A 17,489-nucleotide genomic window follows, 5' to 3' on the forward strand; every position below is an offset into this window, starting at 1 on the left:
ATTATCTGCTAATAAAGTTAGTTTTTAGAATATCTTTATTCCGCAAAAATTATATGAGCTTATGGGCTCTGAAAATACTGTAAGTGAGTTTAGAGATAGTTTATTACGGACAAACGAAAAGACACAGGAAACCTTCGAAAAGCAGCTATCTTATTTAGCAGCTGGAACAATCGGGTTAAGTCTGGTCGTTCTTAAAGACATTATTCCGTTGAGTGGAGCTAGGTGTCTAGTTATGCTCTCTTTCTCTTGGTTAGCATTGACTGCGTGTTTGCTTGTAAACCTTTTTTCTCACCGTGTATCCTACAAAAGCCACTACAAAACAATAACTGAGATTCAAGATGGCGACTATGATTCAGATAGGGCGATAAACAGAAATAGAGTTGTTGATATTTACAATAGGAGTACTGTATGGCTCCTATTTCTTGGCATTCTTTTATTCCTTGTTTTTACCATAATAAATGTATCCGTTATGTCAAAAGAGACAAAGCCTCAAAATCCAGTTGATAATACAAGAGGGTTGACCTCAAATCCACCTCCCATAGTTCGTCCTCCTCAGACGACCGGAAATAACGGAACAACCACAACTAAAAAATAGCATGGTGAATAAAACCAACAACGGGAATAAAACTCCTAAAGTCAAGGTAAATACAAGCGCGAAAGTGATACCCATCAAATTTAAAGGAGGTGCTCAGAGTCCCCCACCTCCAAAAATTGATATGAAGAAAGGAAAGGGGTAGTTGACGGATAAAACTGAACGGGTTTCACAGTACTAAAAAGGTCCGGGCCAAATGACCGGCCGGCCCTAATGTTTCAGTTTCAGGGGTTTTTTGATAGGAAGCCGTCTCAAAAGAACAAAGGCCAGCGGCTGAGAAAGCCTGCCAGCCTTTGAAACAAAATACAGCCTAACCTTACTTCCTTAGGCTAAGAACCAATTATAGCTCCGGTGTTTTATGCACTGTGCGATTTCATTTACAAATTGGTTTGCGTTAGATGCCCTCTCTAGGAATCCGTCGATATAACTGCTCTTATTTGCTCCCGTGAACAAATTATAAACCTTCCAAAGGTTTATACCACCATTTTCATCCCGGCAAAAAGATTTATCTCGGTAATAGTCCTTGCAAATCTGGTTCACTTGACTATCTCCAAAATGGAGTTCGGGAATGTCTTTTTTAGCTTCAGGGCTAAGGTGCTGGTAGAGTCTGCACCGACCAATTAATTGAGCAAATTGCCGTTCATTGATACTAAGTTGGTTAAGTCCTTGCATTTGGGTGAGATGTTCTAGGGCGTTATATCGGCAGAGCAACTCATAGATTTGACTATATAGTTCCTGCTTGGATGTGGCCCGAATATCTGCAAGCAAACCATCGGTACTCACACAAAGGTTACAGCATGCGGAATTTCGGAATCCGATGAAAGATTTGAAATGCTCAAAGGGGCCTTTTTTACCTGATAGCTTATCGAGCTTCCTGTTTTCATTGATGTCTCGGACGACGAACATAATCGAAAGCTGCTTTTGGAAAGGGTAAATGAAGCTGGGGCGTTCGATGTGGAGTTGAATCCAAAGCCAAAAGACAGGCTTGAAGTCACATTTACACTCAATAAAGGCGATTATGAAAGCTATCTAAGCTATGGATTCGAGTTCAAGAAGGGCAAATGGATAGAGTGCGATTATGACTCTCTTGAATGGATGTGGAGACACGATGAGAAGATTGGCGGGAATATGAAAGATGCTTTCGAAGAATAACAAAGGGGCCAAATCTGGCCCCTTTCTCATTCATTGCCTAGGCAACGTTTAGAAAAAATGATTTTTTTTATTTACCAAGAGTAAAATCAGCAAGGCTTCAATTAAATCTTTTCTTCCGGGCACACCTTGCCCTGCAGCATCGCTGAAAGAATGAAGTCTTTGAGATGAAAGAGGGATAGTTTTCTGATTTTGACGCCTACTTCGAAAATAGATTATCCCTTTCCGGATGTAGTGGAAGACAACGCCAAAGAGGATATACTTGATAAGGTCGTAAACACCGTTACCAATTATACCTTTTACAAGGTCCGAGTCAAATATGGATTGTAGCCACTCGAACATGGGACGCTAATTTATACATATTCCCTTTTATGTGAATGGATGAGGTGGAATTATGGGCCTCCGATAATCAGCAATATCAACGGCCAGTGCTTCTTGATGAAATCAATGAGTGGGGATAGCCAGCCAAGGACTTTCTTCAAGCCTTGCCCTGAAGCTTTCTCGATTGGCTTCGCCTGTTCAATCGGGCTGTTATCATTAATGATGGTGAAGTGGAAGTGGTATTCATTCCGGTCACCATTGAAGCTATTTTGAATCATACCAATACGTTTTAAACTGTCAATAAAGGACACACCTCAGACCTCCATTTGTCTGATGTTGCCATTTGTGGTAGTTTATTTCGTCTTGGGGATTTCGCTTGGTGACCGCCTTGATGTTGGCAGATGCCTACACTTAATCGTGGTGCCCGTAACGTGGGGTAATAAGTCGTTACAAAGAGTGTGCTAGAACATAGCTGCTGGTTAAGACTTCAGTTATGGGTGTAGCTAATGTTACCGTACAACCCTTCTAATACGCTTATAAGTGCTAAAGGAAAGGCTAGCACCTATAAGCGTTTGTAGTTTCGAATTATACTCTATTTCTTTAGGACCTTTTGCATCTCGGTACTGATTTTCAAGTCAGTTACGACAGCATATTGAGCAGTTATTCTTGTGTTTGTATGTCCTAAAATTTTACTGATTGTTTCCAAGCTTATCCCATTTGAAAGCGTAACTGTAGTGGCGAATGTCCGTCTTCCTACATGTGAAGTGAGGTTCTTGCTAATCCCACACAACTCAGCAATTTCATGGAGATAAGAATTGAACTTCTGGATGCTATAAGCAGGGAAGAGGGCTTCATATTTTCATTCAGACTATAGCCATACTTTAGAATTAGTCTTTCTGCTTGGGGTAATAACGGGATAGCTGCTCTTACATTGGTTTTCTTTCTTCTTAGAAATATCCATTTATTGCCATCCACCCCCGGAGCAATACTTCCATTTGTGAGAGCTACCATGTCACTATACGCAAGTCCCGTGTAACACTGGAATAGAAACATGTCTTTTACAAGCCTTAGACGCTCCAGACGAAAGTCCTTTGCTTCAATCGTATCGAGTTCTGTTTGGGTTAAATAGACCCGGTCAACGTCTTTGTAATTAGATTTATAACCCTTGAATGGATTCTCTTCCAGCCACCCATTCACTAGTGCGAGGTTGATTATCTTCTTTAGATTCTTTAGGTACTTTACGGCTGTGTTGTGCTCGTTTTTGTCGTTATCCTTAAGGTAGAATTCAAAATCAGCCATTAAGCTATGCGTGACGTCAACGAGCCGAATATCCTTTCGTTGGTATCTGAAGGGAATAAATACCTCTAGCTTTCGTCTAAGTATGTCATACTTCTCAAATGTCGACTCTGTGTAGTCTATCCCTATCCGGCGTTCGAAGTCACTATTATGAATGCTTACTAGCTGAAGGAGGGACATATTATTTGCCGGCCAAAGAATCTTTCTACTAGAGTGTCTAAATCAATATTGCCTTGACGGAGCATTTCATTAAATAGTTCCATAACCTTGGCTATGGTTTGGGTGATAAAGACATTGATTTGCTTGGATTCATCTCTGGAGCCTTTTACTTGTCCTTTGGACGCATCCCACCGTTCCAAGGCGACGGAGAAGCCTGTAGAAAGGTTCTTTCTTTTGTTGTCGTAGCTGATGCGTAGATAGATGGGTATTTCGCCCTTTTTATTTGCTTTGGCTTTATTGAGCCAGAAAAGGATTGTGAGGTTATTCTTAGCCATGAGAAACCTGATTTAAAGAAGAGAAATCGGATTCGTACCTGAAGTGCAGGCCAATGGAGGGTTTCAGCGGAGAAAATGGTAACCAACTTTGAGAGAATATGGTAACCAAAAGGAAACCTCGCAGCCTGAGAAATAGGCTAAATCAGGGAGGCTTAAAAACAATAAAGGCCTGAAAATCAATGACTTTCAGACCTTTCCGCTCCCCCTTCAGGACTTGAACCTGAGACCCTCTGATTAACAGTCAGATGCTCTAACCAACTGAGCTAAGGAGGAATTTCCCTCATCTTCCGCCACCGTGGAGCCGGTGGTTTCCGTTTCGGGAGAGCAAAAATAGGAAATTTCGTAAATGCTTGATACAGTGTATCAAAAAAAATTTAGCCCGGCCGCTGCACCGCGCGGCTGCCCGCAATTTCAAGGCGCGAGGAAGGGCTCTGAGCGCCGCCGCCCGCAGCCTATCATCCACGATGTATGCGGGTAGCTTAGCGGGCACGGACAAAAAAATCCCTCCGCCAGGGGGCGGAGGGATCAATACGGGAGGCGTCGGATTGGTTGCTTCTCTTAGGTTGTCGTTTTCAGGAGGTAACGGACTGGTTTTACGGATACGGACGCCTTACACTGGACAGGTTTTCCTCAGGATTGGATGCGGTCTTTCATCGGATCGGTCTTTTCAAAGGGATTGGATCGGGTCTTTTACAGGATCTGGAAGCTTTTCAGCGGCATTGGATATACACAACATACGAGACAGGATAAATTTGGTTTCCTGTTTGAACATTGTTTTTTTAAAAGGCCGGGTTTCTCCTTAGCGGGAACTACAAAAAACACAGGATCGCCCCTTTAAGATCGCGCGGTGGGGCCAAGGCCGGGAACCGGCATCGGGAGGTGTACGAGCAGCTGGCAGCCCTTGCCGGGTGCCGCGTTGAGCTGCAGCGAGCCGCCCAGTACCTCGGCGCGGCTCCGCATGTTGTTGAGGCCGATGCCGCCGCGGCGCGTACCCGTGAGAAAGCCGCGGCCGTTATCGCATACACTCAGGGTCGTAATACCACCGCTCTGCGTTAGCTCCACGTCGACGCGGGTGGCACCGGCGTGCTTCACGACGTTGTTGAGCGCCTCCTGCAGGATGCGGTAGATGGCCAGCTTATGCTCCATGGGGAGATGTTGCCGGTAGCCGGAATGGTCGAAGCTGATCTCCAGCCCCGAGGAGGGCGCCACCATATCCACCAGCGCCGTGATCGAATCGACCAGCGAGCGGGTGCCCAGCGTCGGGGCCGACAGCTCGCGCGACAGGTTTCTGATACCGGAGATGCACTGTTGCAGGTAGCGCACCGAGCGCGACAGCAGGTCGGGGGCCATCGCCGCGTTCGACAGCGCCAGCTCGAGATTCAGCTTCACGGTGGTTAGTACCTGGTTGACGTCGTCGTGGAGCTCGCGCCCGATGGTTTCACGCTCGCGCTCCTGGGCGGCAATGATCTGCTGGGTGAGGCTGCGCTGGTAGCGCTTCTGCTCGCGCCGCCGCTGCTGCTCGGCGGCCTGTATGTCCTGTATCCGCTTGCGGCGCTGCAGCAGTACGATGCATACCATCACCGAAAACAGGAGCAGCAGGAGGCTGATAACGGTGCCAAAGCGGTACTCGCGGCGCGCGATGGCGCGGTGGTCGGCGAGGATGTCTTCCTCCGAGGTGCCAACCGTAGCGATCACGGGGTAGCCGGCGATGCGGCGGTAGCTGAACCAGGTGGGGATGCCATGGATGGCGTCGCGGGCAAAGTAGTAGCCGACAGGCTGCCGGGCCACGTGCTGGAACAGCGGGCTTTTGCTGATGTCCTCACCCCAGCTTTCATGGTCGCCGGTGCGCCGCGCATAGGTGATGCCGTTGGGGGCGATGAGCGAGATGAGGTCGTGCGGGCGCAGGTTGGCCTGCGCGTAAAAGCGCATGAAGGTGGACGGTTCCACCTGCACGGCCACGGTGCCCGCAAAGGAGCTGTCAGGGTTATTGAGGCGGCGGCTCAGCACGATCACGGTGCGGTGCAGCGTGCGCGAAACCATCGGCAGGCTCATATACATCGTGTCGCGGTGCGTCTTATGAAAATAAAAGTGCTCGCGGTCGGAGATGTCGATGGCCTTTGCTGGGATGGGCACGTTGCTCAGCTGCATCTGGCCGTGGGCATCAATGACGCTCACGCCGGCGAGGTAGTTCATGTCGATCACGCCCTGGGCCAGGAGGCCGTCCAGGTCGATGCCCTCGCCGTTTTTGCTGTGCTCGTAGCGCACCAGCTGCATGAGGGCATCGGCATTGCGGATGGTGCGCACCGCGTGCTGCTCGAGGGTAACGGCGAGGTTGTTGTTGCGCTGGATAGCCGCGTCGATGGCGGCCTGGCGGCTATCGGAGATCTGGCGCAGGATGACATACCATACCAGGAACAGCAGTAGCGCGCAAAACAGCGCGACAGCGGCCACAAGGCGGCCCGTACGTTCGAGGTAGCGGGATAGGTTCATGCAGATAGCGACGTTGATTCTTGTCTTGCAAAGTAGCAAATCCCCCGGCGCAGGCTCAGAATATTCCGAGGAACCCTTTCTGCAGCCCAACATACACCCCGTCCTCGCGGAGCTCCACCGGCCAATGCTTCAGGTAATATCCCTCCCCGCTCACATTCCTGCCGTTAGCGAGGCAAAACTTATACCGGTGCAGCGGGCATACCACGTTGCCCTTTGCGTCGATAACGCCATGCACCAGTCGGCCGGAGGCATGCGGGCACTTCGGCGCCACCGCATAGAGCTTGCCCTCGTGGCGCGCCAGGCAAAAGGAGCGGCCTGCCGCTTCGATCTCGGCCAGGTTGCGGTCGTTCCAGGGAAACTCGTCGGGCGATTCGGCGATCTTGATCCAGTCCATGGTAGTCAAAATCAAAAGTCAACATTCAAAAGAGTACAGCTGCACGCAACCAATACGGTCTTTTGACTTTTGAATTAGTAGAAGAATTCCGTTTTATAGGGATAGCGGATGCGGTACAGCTCGCGTACCTTCTGCAACACCACTTCGCGCAGCTTGTCGATATTGGTGCGCTCGAGCGCGGAAATGAAAAGCGCGTTGCCGCCGGTCTCACGCTGCCAGCGCTCCTCGAGCTCGCGAAGGAGGTCGGCGCGGGTGGCGTCGTCCAGCCAGGCGTCGAACGTCTTCTTTACGTATTCATCGAGCTTGTTGAAGATCACGAGCGTGGGCTTTTCGAAGCACTTGAGTTCCTGCAGCGTCTTGTTGACCGTGCCCATCTGGTCTTCGTATTGCGGGTGGCTGAGGTCGACCACGTGCAGCAGGATATCGGCCTCGCGCACTTCATCCAGCGTGCTCTTGAAGCTCTCCACGAGGTGGTGCGGGAGCTTGCGGATAAAGCCTACCGTATCGCTCAGCAGAAAGGGCGTTGTTTCGTATACGATCTTGCGCGTAGTGGTGTCGAGGGTGGCGAACAGCTTGTTCTCGGCCAGCACATCGCTTTTGCTCAGGAGGTTCATCAGCGTGCTCTTGCCCACGTTGGTGTAGCCCACGAGCGATACGCGGATGAACTCGCCGCGCTCCTTGCGCTGGGTAAAGGCCTGCTTGTCGATTTCTTTCAGCCGCTTGCGGAGCAGCGAGATCTTCTCGCGCACGATCCGGCGGTCGGTCTCGATCTCGGTCTCACCGGGACCGCGGGTGCCGATACCGCCACCAAGGCGCTCGAGGTGACTCCACATGCCGCGGAGGCGGGGGAGGATGTACTGGTACTGAGCCAGCTCCACCTGGGCCTTGGCCTGCGCCGTCTTGGCGCGCCGCGCGAATATGTCGAGGATAAGGTCGGAGCGGTCGATGACCTTGACCTTTGTTTCCTTTTCGATGTTGCCGATCTGTGCGCCCGTGAGCTCGTCGTCGAAGATGATAAGGCCGACGTCGTGCGTCTTCACGTAATCGCGGATCTCTTCCAGCTTGCCCTTGCCCACAAAGGTCTTGGGTTCGGGGCGCGCCAGCTTCTGGATAAAGCGCTTCACCGTTGATGCCCCGGCAGTCTCGGCCAGGAACGCGAGCTCATCGAGGTATTCGGTCACCTGGGTCTCGGTTTGCTCCTTCTGCACCACGGCCACCAGCACGGCCCGCTCATCCCGGTCGATCTTATTCTGCTTGTCAATCATTGCAACAAAAGTAAGCAAACCAAAGGCCGGGGACGTGGCACGGCAAAAACGCCGGAATGTGGTAATGAAGAAGGCCCCGCACTGCGGGGCCTTCTCGATAGTATGTTGCCGGAAAGATCCGTGCGTTCGCGTGCTTACAAACCGGTCAGCGTAAAGCCGATGGTGAAGGGATGCACGTTGGGGCCTACGTTCTCCTTGAATACCTGCGACACCTGATAGGAGGCAAAGAGACCGAAGTGTCCGTAGCCGATGCGGCCCGTGGCCACGAGACGCTGGCTGTTGAAGAAGCGCTTGCTGTATTCCTTCACCTTGTAGTCGTTGATGGTTTGTCCGGCGGCGTTCAGCAGGGTGCGCGCTTTTGTCTTGGCGTTGAGCAGCGTACCGATCTTGATGCCCAGGGCCAGCTTCACGCTGTGGGCGTCGTCGTCGGGACGGGCCGTCCAGCGCAGCTCAATGGGTACTTCGAGGTAGTCGGTGGTAAGCTTGTATTTCTTGAAGTGATTCGTGTCGGCAACGTTGTGGAAGGAGATCGTGCTGACATTGTCGCGGATGCCGATCGAGGTGTTCTTAAAGAAGATGTTGTCGGAGCCGACGCCCAGGCCCAGTGCCGCGCTGAGGTGCGGGTTGGTGCGGAAGGGGAAGGCCATCATGAAGTAGATGTTGAGCGAGCGGGGAAGACCACCAACGTTCAGCGTGTCGGGGCGGCCGGCCCACTGGGTGTAGCCCACCTGCACCATAAAGTGGTCGTTGCCTTTCGGCAGGCCGCGGCTTGAAAGCATGCTGCGTTTTACCGTTGAATCAGACTGCGCCATCACAATACCCGAACACAGCAGCGCCAGCGCCACCAGGAAAGATTTTCTCATTAGTCGTTGTTAAAAATCAAATGTAGGCGGCGAAGGGTTAATGAAAGGTTAACTCGCCGGGCGCGAAGATAAGCAGAATGGGGCTTTGCGCGGTTTACGCGCCACTGTGCGCATTCCCTGCTTTTCATATCTTTCTGCAAACAACCGCTTATGGAGCGCGCGCCCCGCCGCCTGCCGGCCCGGTGGCTGACCGGGCTTGCCCTGCTGGTCGGCAGCCTCGACCTGCTGTCTGCCTTTGTCGATTACTACCTCGCAACCGGCAAGGGCCCGGCTGGCGTTCTCCGTTATATTGCCGCCGGCCTTCTTGGCCCCGATGCAGCCCGCAGCGGCGCCGGACCCATTGCGCTGGGCGTAACGATCCACTACTTCTTTGCGCTCCTGTTTACCTTCCTGCTCTATGTACTGTACCGCCCGCTGCGGCTGTATCGCTGGCCCGTGCTGCTGCTGGCGCTGCTGTACGGCCTCCTGGTCTGGCTGCTGATGAACCGCCTGTTTGTGCCGCTGAGTGCGCTTCCCCAGCGGGCGTTCCGCTGGGACAAAGCCCTGAAGGCCTGGCTGATCCTCGTGTTCATGATCGGGCTCCCGCTCGCGTTGCTGCTGGGCCGGCGACCTGTACAGGATCGTGCCGCCGCCTGACCTGCGTCAGCCGCTCCGCGCGGTGGGCGCGGCAGCTTTGCAGGCAAATACCGCATATGCGCATCGAACAACTGTACACCGGCTGCCTGGCCCAGGGCGCCTATTATATCGAAAGCGACGGCGAGGCCGCCGTGATCGACCCGCTCCGCGACATCGAAACCTACACCGCGCTCGCCGCCCGCGATGGCGCCCGCATCCGCTATGTGCTCGAAACCCATTTTCACGCCGACTTCGTGTCGGGGCACCTCGACCTGGCGCGCGCTACCGGGGCCACGGTGCTGTACGGACCCGGCGCGCGGCCGCAGTTTGACGCCCGCATAGCAACCGACGGCGAGGAGCTGCAACTCGGCTCCGTATTTATACAGGTGCTCCATACACCCGGGCACACACCCGAGAGCTGCTGCTTCCTGTTGCGCGATGCCGCGAAGAGGCCGGTGGCGCTCTTCAGCGGCGATACGCTATTTCTCGGCGATGTGGGCCGGCCCGACCTCGCGCAGAAGATCGACGCCGACCTGACACCCGCGCGTCTCGCCGGGCTCCTGTACCATTCGCTGCGCGATAAGATCCTGCCGCTCCCCGACGATGTTGTAGTCTACCCGGGTCATGGCGCCGGCTCCGCCTGCGGCAAGAACCTGAGCCGCGACTTGCGGGATACGCTCGGGAACCAGAAGGCTACGAATTACGCCCTGCAACCCCGGTTATCGGAAGCCGATTTCATCGCCGCCGTGCTCGACGGGCTGACGGAGCCACCCGCCTATTTCCCCGGCAACGTGCTCCGCAATGTGCAAGGCTACGAGCCGATCGACACCGTGCGCGAGCGCTCCGCGCGTCCGCTCGACCCGGATTCGTTTCGTGCCCTGCAACAGCGCCGCGGCGCACTTCTGCTTGATGTGCGCGATCCGGAAGCCTTTGCCGCCGGGCATATACCCGCCTCCTGGAACATCGGGATCGATGGCGCCTTTGCACCCTGGGCAGGAGCGCTGATACCCAACCTTACCCAGCCGCTCCTGCTGATCGCAGAAGCGGACCGCGTAGCTGAAGCCATCACCCGCCTGTCGCGCGTAGGCCTCGACGGCGTGCTTGGTTACCTCGCCGGCGGTATAGAGGCCTGGAGCGCCGCCGGCGGCGGGCTCGAAAGGGTGCACCGTATTTCTGCGGATGCGTTTGCCAACCTCCGCCTCGTCCATTCCGACCTGCACCTGGCGGATGTGCGCAATGAGCGGGAATACAACAGTGCCCACGTTAGTGGCGCCGTCCATGCGCCGCTCGATTATATCGAAGCGTCGATCGCGAACCTCGACCCGGAACGCCGGGTAGTTGTTTACTGCGCCGGAGGCTACCGCTCAATGGTCTTCGCCTCGCTGCTCCTGGCCCGCGGCTTCCGCGATGTTGTAGATATACGGGGAGGCTTCGCCGCGCTCAAGGCGGGTGGGCGCCTGGCGTTGAGCGCATCCGGACAAAACGCGCCGGTGCGCTGACGATCAGGCCATGCCTTCGGCGAGGACCCGTTCGGCCACCGCTTCTGCACCGAGGCGCCGGTGCAGGCGACCATAGCCCCAGGCGGCGCCAAGCAGCAGGAGGCATAGGCCGCCCCAGAGCCAGCTGTAGCCGAAATGCTCGGCGAGGAAAAAGCCGCCTGCCGGTCCCACGACCTGTGCGCAGCTCCAGCAAAGCGTGTAGCCGGCAGCGTATTCGCCCCGGTTGCCCGCCGAAGAGCGGCTGTTGACAAAGGCATTGATGAAGGGGAGGGCGAACATCTCGCCAACGGTAAAAAAGAGCATCGACAACAGCGCGTTAAAGAGCGCCAGGCGCGCGGGCAGCATCAGGAACAGGTACGATGCACCCAGGAAAAGCGCGCCCAGCACGGCAAATTGCAGCGGCGGCCGCTTCTTTTCGATACGGCTGATCAGCACCATCTCGAAGAGCGCGATGACGATGCCATTGAAACCGAGCACGAGCCCGATGGTGGATTCGCGCAGGCCCCATTGCTCCTTGAAGAAAACCGGCCCGATGCGGAACAGCAGGAAAAAGCAGGTGGCAAACAGGGTCGTAACGCCCATAAAGCGCAGGAAAAGCGCATCGTGCCATACGCGGGCCGTTTTTCTGATCCCCTCTTTGGCGGCGCGGATGGCGGCGCGCACGGGTGGCAGCAGGATCCACAGCGTGATGCCGGCCAGTACGGAAATGCCGCCGTCGACCACGAAGAGAAGGCGGTAGTCGACCGAGGCGAGAAGGCCGCCGGTGGCCGATCCCACGGCCCAGCCGATATTCATGGCCAGCCGGTTGAGCGAATAGGAGCGGGTGTTGGTACCGGGCTTCGCATAGGCATGCGTCGCGGCGAAGTTGGCCGGCCGGAAGGCTTCGGTAAAGAAGGGTATGATCAGCGAGAGCACACAGAGCGTAGCAAAATGCGTGACGGTCGCGAATACAAGAAAGAGCAGTCCGCCGAGGATCAGCGCGCCCACCTGCACGGGCCGGTAGCCGAAGCGGTCGGTGAGCGCGCCTCCCGCAGCCGCGCCGGCGATCGATCCGACCCCGAACAGCGTGATGACGAGGCCCGCATCGGTGGCGGGGCGGTGGAGGTGCTGGGTGATGTAGAGACTCATGAACGGCACGGCCATGAAGCCACAGCGGTTGATGAGGATCACCGTGGCCAGCAGCCAGGTTTCGCGGCTGAGGCCGGAGAATGACTTCTGGTAGGAGCGAAGGATGGAGCGCAGGAACTGCATGGAGCGCAAAGCTACTGATCGGCGCCGACCCTTCGTTGCGCACCGGGATGAGTTGTATTTTTCTGCGAAAGAGCCGGGATGCGTTATCTGATCCTCCTACTGCCTGCTGCCTCCGCCTCGACGTTCGGCGTACTTAAACGTCTCCACTGGGCGTCCATCGCCCCGTTTGTGTAACCATCCCCGTAGAAATACGGGCCGTGCTCACACGGCACGGTCTTCGCGCCCTGTGGAGAAAAAGGCCAAATGATTGGAACACCGGAAGATAAGCGCCATTTTGTGCTGGAGGTGCACCGGCGCCTTGCGGCCGTGTACGGATCGGCCATCCGCTACTTCCACGACCTCGACCCGCTGAGCGAGCTCATATCGGCCCTGCTCTCACACCGCACCCGCAACAGCCAGAGCGGGCTCGCGTTCCGCAACCTGCAGCGGATCTTCGGATCCTGGGAAGCGGTGCGCGATGCCCCCGTGGCCCAGGTGGAAGCCGCCATCAGCGCCTGCACCTGGCCCGAGCAGAAGGCGCCACGCATCCAGCAGGTGCTGCGGATACTCAGTGAGCGCCTCGAATCGCTGTCGCTCGATTTCCTGGAAGGGATGGACGTGGGCGAGGCACGCCGTTGGCTCGAAGATCTTCCGGGCGTGGGGCCAAAGACCAGTGCCGCGGTGATCTCCTTCAGCTCGCTCCGCGGGAAGGCACTCCCCGTCGACTCGCACCATTTTCGCGTGGCGGTGCGCCTCGGTATCATCGAAGAAAAGCTGGGAGAAGCAAAAGCCCACAAGGTGCTCGAAGAATTGCTGCCGGCTGATTTTACCGCGCAGGACGTGTACGATCATCACCAGCTCCTGATGCGGCACGGGCAGAAGGTATGCCACTGGCGCGAGCCCGATTGTGCGCATTGCGTGCTGCTGCAGTTGTGCCCGACGGGGCAGGCGCGCCTGTTGCGCAAAGCATCGTAATAAAAAAACGGTTGTTATTCTGGCGAGGAGTACTTCTCGGAAAATTCCTCCGTGTCCTCAAGCAGGCTCGCTGCGGCATGTTGATAGCCGCGTGCCCGCTGCCGCTCGTTGTTGCCGTAGCGGGCTTCGTGCAGCGCCGCTTCTATGGCGGCCAGGCGATCGGTATAGTATTCTGCGTTGAACTCGGTGTCCGCCAGTTGTGCGAGGAAATCGCGGTAGCGTGTTACGAGGCCTTCCAGCACTTCAAGGTTCGCTTCCGAGTAGGTTTCCGGCACTTGCCGGCGTATATCGGTGATTTCGGGATGCATGGGGGAGGCCGTCAGAAGCTGCTGACGAGCACATAGATGATCGAGACAAAGAAAAGCAATACGAGGATCCCGGAAATAACGGCCGGGGCCATGCGGAAGCCGCCGTCGCTCTGCGGTTGTTCCTGTGTGAAAGATTGGGTACGGATCATACAAATTCGTTTCCTTATAAGGTCGGAAATCCGTGCCACGTTTCATTAAAATGCCTCCGGGAGTGCACCATTTTGCGCACCGGCACATGAATACGCGGGAAATACACGGTAAAAGCCGATCCCCTGCCCGGGTCGCTGCGCGCCAGCACAATCCCGTTGTGGCTTTCGGCTACTTTTTTAACAATCGCAAGACCGATACCGGTACCGGGAAATTCTTCCACGCTGTGCAGCCGTTGGAACACCTTGAAGATCCGCTCGCCATAGTGTGGATCGAAGCCGATCCCGTTGTCCTGGACGCACAGGTGGCAGTATTCGGTTTCGGGCTCGGCCAGGGGGTGCCCGATGCTGCTTCCGGGGCAGGCATCTGCCGAGATCCTGATCTCGGGCGCGCGGCCGGGATCGGCGAACTTGAGGGCATTGTGGAGCAGGTTGCGGAGCAGCTGGCGAAACTGCGCTACGACCATGTCGGCCGAGCAGGAGACCTGGATCTCGAGGCGCGCGCCTTTCTCGGTGATGAGGTCGTGGAGTTCCGCGCAGACGTCTTCGGCCAGCTGGCGCAGGTCGGCGGTCTCGAAGCGGCGCTCCACGGCATTGATCCGCGAAAATTCGTACAGGTCCCGGATCAACTGCCGCATCCGCTGCGCGGCACTCACGATCCGCCCGAGCAGGTAGCGTCCCTTTTCGTTGAAGTGCTGCTCCTTGTCCATCCCGAGCTGGTCGACCCAGATCTGGATCTTGCGCAGCGGTTCCTGGAGGTCGTGGCTCGACACATATGCGAAGGCGTCGAGTTCGGCCATCGCCTGGTTCAACTCCAGCGAGCGGCGCTCTTTTTCGGAATTCTGAAGCGCCAGTTCCCTGTTGGCGCGCGCGAGCTCGGATGCCCGTTGTTCGCTTTGCCGGTTCTGGAATTCAAGCGCCGCGTAGGCGGCCTCCAGTTCACGGTTACGCGCTTCCTTCTCCGCGTTTTCCAGGGCCACGTGCTCGTTGGCGCGCAGCAGTTCCGCTGCGCAGCGTTCTTCGTTGTGGTAATGATCGGCCAGCTCTCGCTGCGCCTGTGCCAGCTCGGAGCTTAGTTGCTCCAGTTTTTGTTGCCATTGAAGCCGCTCTTCGGCCCCCGCAGTATCAGCCAGCAGGTTGGTTTTTTCATTGGATTCTCTCCCTTGCATAGTTTTAGATTTTATCCTTTGCAGGGCGGTTAAGGTTCGCTGTTAGCAGTCGGCTACACCAGAGCGATAGTACGATGGAAATATGGTGGATTGGCGCCGCTTGTCGGGCCCGCTGCTACTACCTGTAAGGTACGTTTTTATGAAGGTTTTCACTTAGTTTTTTATAAGGGCGGCAACCGGGACTATGTCAAAGCGGCCGGGCTTCCCGCAGCTGTACGGGTAAAGCAAAAGCCCGGACTTGCTGGGTCCGGGCTTTCTCTGGCGTGCGCGAGCTGGATTACTGGCGTCCGTCCTTACGGTCCTGCGTGCTGCCGATAACGGCACCCGCACCGGCGCCGATCAGGCCGCCAACGACCGCACCGACACCGCGGTTTTTCTTATTGATCAGCGCGCCACCGGCAGCTCCGGCTACGCCGCCGATAATGGCGCCCTTAGCTGTTTTGCTGATGCCTTTCTTCTTTGCAGGTGCAGCAGCAGTGCCGCTGTTGGAGCCCGTGGAGCCCGAGGAGCTCGTTGTGCCCGTAGCGCCGCCTCGCGACGAGGAAGAAGTGCTGGATGTGCGGTGCTGTGTTACGTAGCGCACCTGCTGTGCGGCCGGCACCGCCGACTTGGCCTTCTCGGTCGAGTCGAGCTCGGCGCGGAGGGCGATGTTTTGCAGACCCTGCTGTTGATAAGCTGCCAATCCCGTGGTGTCGGTTGTGCCGGTCTTGGCAGTAGGATTCGAGTTACAGGCGGCGAGGGTCATGAGGGCACAAAGTGCCGGGAAGATCTTTTTCAAAATGTGAGGACGTTTAGGAGAGATGAACTGGGAGGGTAGTGGTCGGAAACAGTACAGGTGTGAATACCGTGCCGCAAAAGCGGAACGCTTCCGAATGCCGGTAAATAGGGGAGCATCGACCGGCCCAGCCCCACTCTTCTTGTTTCGCCCCCAATGCTCATACATCGCCTGCTCCGGCAACTGCTGAGCATTCGGTTGCCCAATGTGCCGATTATAATACCGGTACTCGCGCAATAAGGGTACCTTGAGCGGCGGCCAGGTGCCGATCACCCTTACCTGATTACATGAACACTCCTCTCTCCATAGCGCAGGACGAAAAAAGCGGCGCAGCCGTAGAAACGTCCTACGATGTGGCCTTTCTCAATAAGGAACGCCAGAAGCTGCTGGCGGAACTCGCGCTCACGCGCCTCGAGCTGGCCTTTCAGCTGGAGCAGAACGAACGGCGCGGCCGCGAGCTGGCCCAGGCCAACCGCGAGCTATTGCGTCAGAACAATATAAAGGAGCGGCGCGCCTCCGAGCTGGCCGTTGCCAACGAGGAACTCGCTTACCAGAACCACGAAAAGGAGCGTCGCGCCTCGGAGCTCGCGATCGCCAACGAGGAACTAGCGTACCAGAATCACGAGAAGGAACGACGCGCAGCGGAGCTGCATATCGCCAACATCGAATTAGCTTACCAGAATGTCGAAAAGGAAAAGCGCGCGGCCGAACTGCTCGATGCGATAAAAGAGCTTGAGGCCTTTGCCTTCGTATCCAGCCACGACCTGCAAGAGCCCCTGCGCAAGATGCTGGTCCGGCTCGACCAGCTGAGCGAAACCAGCAAGCGGCTCTTCGACGAAAAGGAGCAGCACCGCTTCGACCAGGTCCTGGGAGCGGCCCACCTGATGCGGCAGATGATCCAGGACCTGTATGTTTATTCGCGGGTCAATACGGCCGAGCACCGGCTGGAGGCCATAGCGCTGGCGCCGCTCGTTGCGGAAGTCAGGGGAAGCTTCGTGGCGACAATCCGGGAGAAGGAGGTTTTGCTGGAAACCGGTGCGTTGGGTGAAGTGCTGGTGGATGTAGTCCAGTTCCGGCTCCTGCTCCGCCAGCTGTTGGGAAATGCATTGAAATTTACCGCGCCGGGCCGTACGCCCCACATCCGCATCACGGCCGGAACGATGCCCGGCATCGAGGTTCCGGGTGGCAAGCTGTCGGCTTGCCCGGTTTGCAGCGTTCTTTCCATTTCCGACAACGGCATCGGCTTCGCACCCGAATTCAAAGACCGGATCTTCGAGGTGTTCCAGCGGCTGCATGGCCGTGAAGACTACGACGGCACGGGCATCGGGCTTGCTATTGTAAAAAAGGTCGTGGAGGCGCACCGCGGCGTCGTTGTGGCCGAAGGGGCCGTAAACGAAGGAGCAACCTTTACCGTGTATCTCCCCATGGCGGTGGGCGCCCCGCGCTAGCTGCTGCCCGGGCCGAAATTATTCGGCGAGGAGCACTTCTTCCAGTATTGCATGATGATGTTGATGGTGTCCTTCAGCTCGCTGATCGAATTGTCCTTCACAAAGAATCCCTGTACCGACATGCTGTAGGCGTCGATAACCGACTGCTGCGAGGCGGACGTCGTGAAAAAAAGATAGGGGATGCATTTTATCTGCAGCTTCGCATCCATTTTTACTTTTTCCCGGAGCTCGAAACCATCCAGTTTGGGCATATTTATATCCGAAAGTATCAGGAAGGGGGTAATGTCCGTTCGGTTCAGGTACTCGAGCGCCGCCTGTCCGTCGGTGAAAAAGCAGACTTCGTTGGGGTAGCCCAGGTCGGTGAAAACGAGGCTGAATATTTCCTGGTCGTCCTGGTCGTCTTCGATGATAATTACAGGTCCTTGAGTGTTCATAAGGTGCTGGGGGAATAGCAGCGGCG

The 17,489-nt window shown here is 56.0% G+C and carries 21 protein-coding genes and 1 tRNA gene; 6 read left to right on the top strand and 16 right to left on the bottom strand.

Annotation, left to right across the window (positions count from 1 at the left end):
• Positions 1–61: 61 nt before the first annotated feature.
• The gene (locus ACYU7Z_RS12640; protein WP_460570974.1) at positions 62–595 is read left to right on the top strand and encodes a hypothetical protein; all 534 of its coding nucleotides are present in this window, start codon (positions 62–64) and stop codon (positions 593–595) included.
• Between the two features lie 321 nt (positions 596–916).
• Here ACYU7Z_RS12640 and ACYU7Z_RS12645 read toward each other — a convergent pair whose 3' ends face one another.
• Positions 917–1,498: a DUF3871 family protein gene (locus ACYU7Z_RS12645; protein WP_460570976.1), complete on the bottom strand. Its 582-nt coding sequence runs from the start codon at positions 1,496–1,498 to the stop codon at positions 917–919.
• A 15-nt stretch (positions 1,499–1,513) separates the two neighbouring features.
• Here ACYU7Z_RS12645 and ACYU7Z_RS12650 point away from each other — a divergent pair, with 15 nt between their 5' ends.
• Positions 1,514–1,744 (top strand): hypothetical protein, encoded by a 231-nt coding sequence (locus tag ACYU7Z_RS12650; protein ID WP_460570978.1) that lies wholly within the window; start codon positions 1,514–1,516, stop codon positions 1,742–1,744.
• A gap of 389 nt (positions 1,745–2,133) precedes the next feature.
• Here the strand turns inward: ACYU7Z_RS12650 and ACYU7Z_RS12655 are convergent, their stop codons facing one another.
• The 9 genes from ACYU7Z_RS12655 to ACYU7Z_RS12695 all read right to left on the bottom strand — a co-directional run bounded on the left by ACYU7Z_RS12655 (position 2,134) and on the right by ACYU7Z_RS12695 (position 8,864).
• Positions 2,134–2,340, bottom strand: a complete 207-nt coding sequence (locus tag ACYU7Z_RS12655; RefSeq protein ID WP_460570980.1) for a hypothetical protein — start codon at positions 2,338–2,340, stop codon at positions 2,134–2,136.
• A gap of 314 nt (positions 2,341–2,654) precedes the next feature.
• Positions 2,655–2,852, bottom strand: coding sequence for a tyrosine-type recombinase/integrase (locus tag ACYU7Z_RS12660; RefSeq protein WP_460570982.1), 198 nt, complete (start codon positions 2,850–2,852; stop codon positions 2,655–2,657).
• A complete protein-coding gene (locus ACYU7Z_RS12665) occupies positions 2,816–3,538 on the bottom strand; it encodes a tyrosine-type recombinase/integrase (protein WP_460570984.1) in 723 nt (240 codons plus the stop codon). Before ACYU7Z_RS12665 ends, ACYU7Z_RS12660 begins: the two co-directional genes overlap by 37 nt.
• Positions 3,520–3,852, bottom strand: coding sequence for an Arm DNA-binding domain-containing protein (locus ACYU7Z_RS12670; RefSeq protein WP_460570986.1), 333 nt, complete (start codon positions 3,850–3,852; stop codon positions 3,520–3,522). Before ACYU7Z_RS12670 ends, ACYU7Z_RS12665 begins: the two co-directional genes overlap by 19 nt.
• Positions 3,853–4,051: 199 nt before the next feature.
• Positions 4,052–4,125, bottom strand: a tRNA-Asn gene (locus tag ACYU7Z_RS12675).
• Positions 4,126–4,686: 561 nt separating this feature from the next.
• Entirely contained in the window at positions 4,687–6,342 is a 1,656-nt protein-coding gene (locus ACYU7Z_RS12680; RefSeq protein ID WP_460570990.1) for a cache domain-containing sensor histidine kinase, read from the bottom strand.
• A 55-nt stretch (positions 6,343–6,397) separates the two neighbouring features.
• Positions 6,398–6,736, bottom strand: coding sequence for a Rieske (2Fe-2S) protein (locus ACYU7Z_RS12685; protein WP_460570992.1), 339 nt, complete (start codon positions 6,734–6,736; stop codon positions 6,398–6,400).
• Positions 6,737–6,810: 74 nt separating this feature from the next.
• Positions 6,811–8,001 (bottom strand): HflX GTPase family protein, encoded by a 1,191-nt coding sequence (hflX, locus tag ACYU7Z_RS12690; RefSeq protein WP_460570994.1) that lies wholly within the window; start codon positions 7,999–8,001, stop codon positions 6,811–6,813.
• A 134-nt stretch (positions 8,002–8,135) separates the two neighbouring features.
• Positions 8,136–8,864, bottom strand: a complete 729-nt coding sequence (locus tag ACYU7Z_RS12695) for a porin family protein (RefSeq protein ID WP_460570996.1) — start codon at positions 8,862–8,864, stop codon at positions 8,136–8,138.
• Between the two features lie 150 nt (positions 8,865–9,014).
• Between ACYU7Z_RS12695 and ACYU7Z_RS12700 the strand changes: the two genes are divergently transcribed.
• Together ACYU7Z_RS12700 and ACYU7Z_RS12705 are read left to right on the top strand one after the other, a co-directional pair.
• Positions 9,015–9,500: a hypothetical protein gene (locus ACYU7Z_RS12700; RefSeq protein WP_460570998.1), complete on the top strand. Its 486-nt coding sequence runs from the start codon at positions 9,015–9,017 to the stop codon at positions 9,498–9,500.
• 56 nt (positions 9,501–9,556) lie between these two features.
• Positions 9,557–10,978 carry an MBL fold metallo-hydrolase gene (locus ACYU7Z_RS12705; RefSeq protein WP_460571000.1) on the top strand — a complete coding sequence of 474 codons (1,422 nt, stop codon included), beginning with the start codon at positions 9,557–9,559 and terminating at the stop codon, positions 10,976–10,978.
• 3 nt (positions 10,979–10,981) lie between these two features.
• On the opposite strand, the gene ACYU7Z_RS12710 is transcribed toward ACYU7Z_RS12705, so the two are convergent.
• The gene (locus ACYU7Z_RS12710; protein ID WP_460571002.1) at positions 10,982–12,229 is read right to left on the bottom strand and encodes an MFS transporter; all 1,248 of its coding nucleotides are present in this window, start codon (positions 12,227–12,229) and stop codon (positions 10,982–10,984) included.
• A 243-nt stretch (positions 12,230–12,472) separates the two neighbouring features.
• On the opposite strand from ACYU7Z_RS12710, the gene ACYU7Z_RS12715 reads away from it, so the two are divergent.
• Positions 12,473–13,183 (top strand): endonuclease III domain-containing protein, encoded by a 711-nt coding sequence (locus ACYU7Z_RS12715; RefSeq protein WP_460571004.1) that lies wholly within the window; start codon positions 12,473–12,475, stop codon positions 13,181–13,183.
• A 14-nt stretch (positions 13,184–13,197) separates the two neighbouring features.
• Here the strand turns inward: ACYU7Z_RS12715 and ACYU7Z_RS12720 are convergent, their stop codons facing one another.
• The 4 genes from ACYU7Z_RS12720 to ACYU7Z_RS12735 form a co-directional block, all read right to left on the bottom strand.
• Complete coding sequence (locus ACYU7Z_RS12720) at positions 13,198–13,491, bottom strand: hypothetical protein (RefSeq protein ID WP_460571006.1); 294 nt, start codon at positions 13,489–13,491, stop codon at positions 13,198–13,200.
• An 11-nt stretch (positions 13,492–13,502) separates the two neighbouring features.
• Complete coding sequence (locus tag ACYU7Z_RS12725) at positions 13,503–13,640, bottom strand: hypothetical protein (protein ID WP_460571008.1); 138 nt, start codon at positions 13,638–13,640, stop codon at positions 13,503–13,505.
• 14 nt (positions 13,641–13,654) lie between these two features.
• Complete coding sequence (locus ACYU7Z_RS12730; RefSeq protein ID WP_460571010.1) at positions 13,655–14,806, bottom strand: sensor histidine kinase; 1,152 nt, start codon at positions 14,804–14,806, stop codon at positions 13,655–13,657.
• Between the two features lie 277 nt (positions 14,807–15,083).
• On the bottom strand, positions 15,084–15,584 hold the full coding sequence (locus ACYU7Z_RS12735) for a putative periplasmic lipoprotein (protein ID WP_460571012.1): 501 nt from the start codon (positions 15,582–15,584) through the stop codon (positions 15,084–15,086).
• Between the two features lie 284 nt (positions 15,585–15,868).
• Between ACYU7Z_RS12735 and ACYU7Z_RS12740 the strand changes: the two genes are divergently transcribed.
• Positions 15,869–17,029 (top strand): sensor histidine kinase, encoded by a 1,161-nt coding sequence (locus ACYU7Z_RS12740; protein WP_460571014.1) that lies wholly within the window; start codon positions 15,869–15,871, stop codon positions 17,027–17,029.
• Here ACYU7Z_RS12740 and ACYU7Z_RS12745 read toward each other — a convergent pair.
• A complete protein-coding gene (locus ACYU7Z_RS12745) occupies positions 17,026–17,463 on the bottom strand; it encodes a response regulator (RefSeq protein ID WP_460571016.1) in 438 nt (145 codons plus the stop codon). The two genes, ACYU7Z_RS12740 and ACYU7Z_RS12745, sit on opposite strands and share 4 nt — an antisense overlap.
• Positions 17,464–17,489 lie beyond the last annotated feature (26 nt).

The sequence above is a fragment of the Flaviaestuariibacter terrae genome (genome assembly GCF_054777635.1).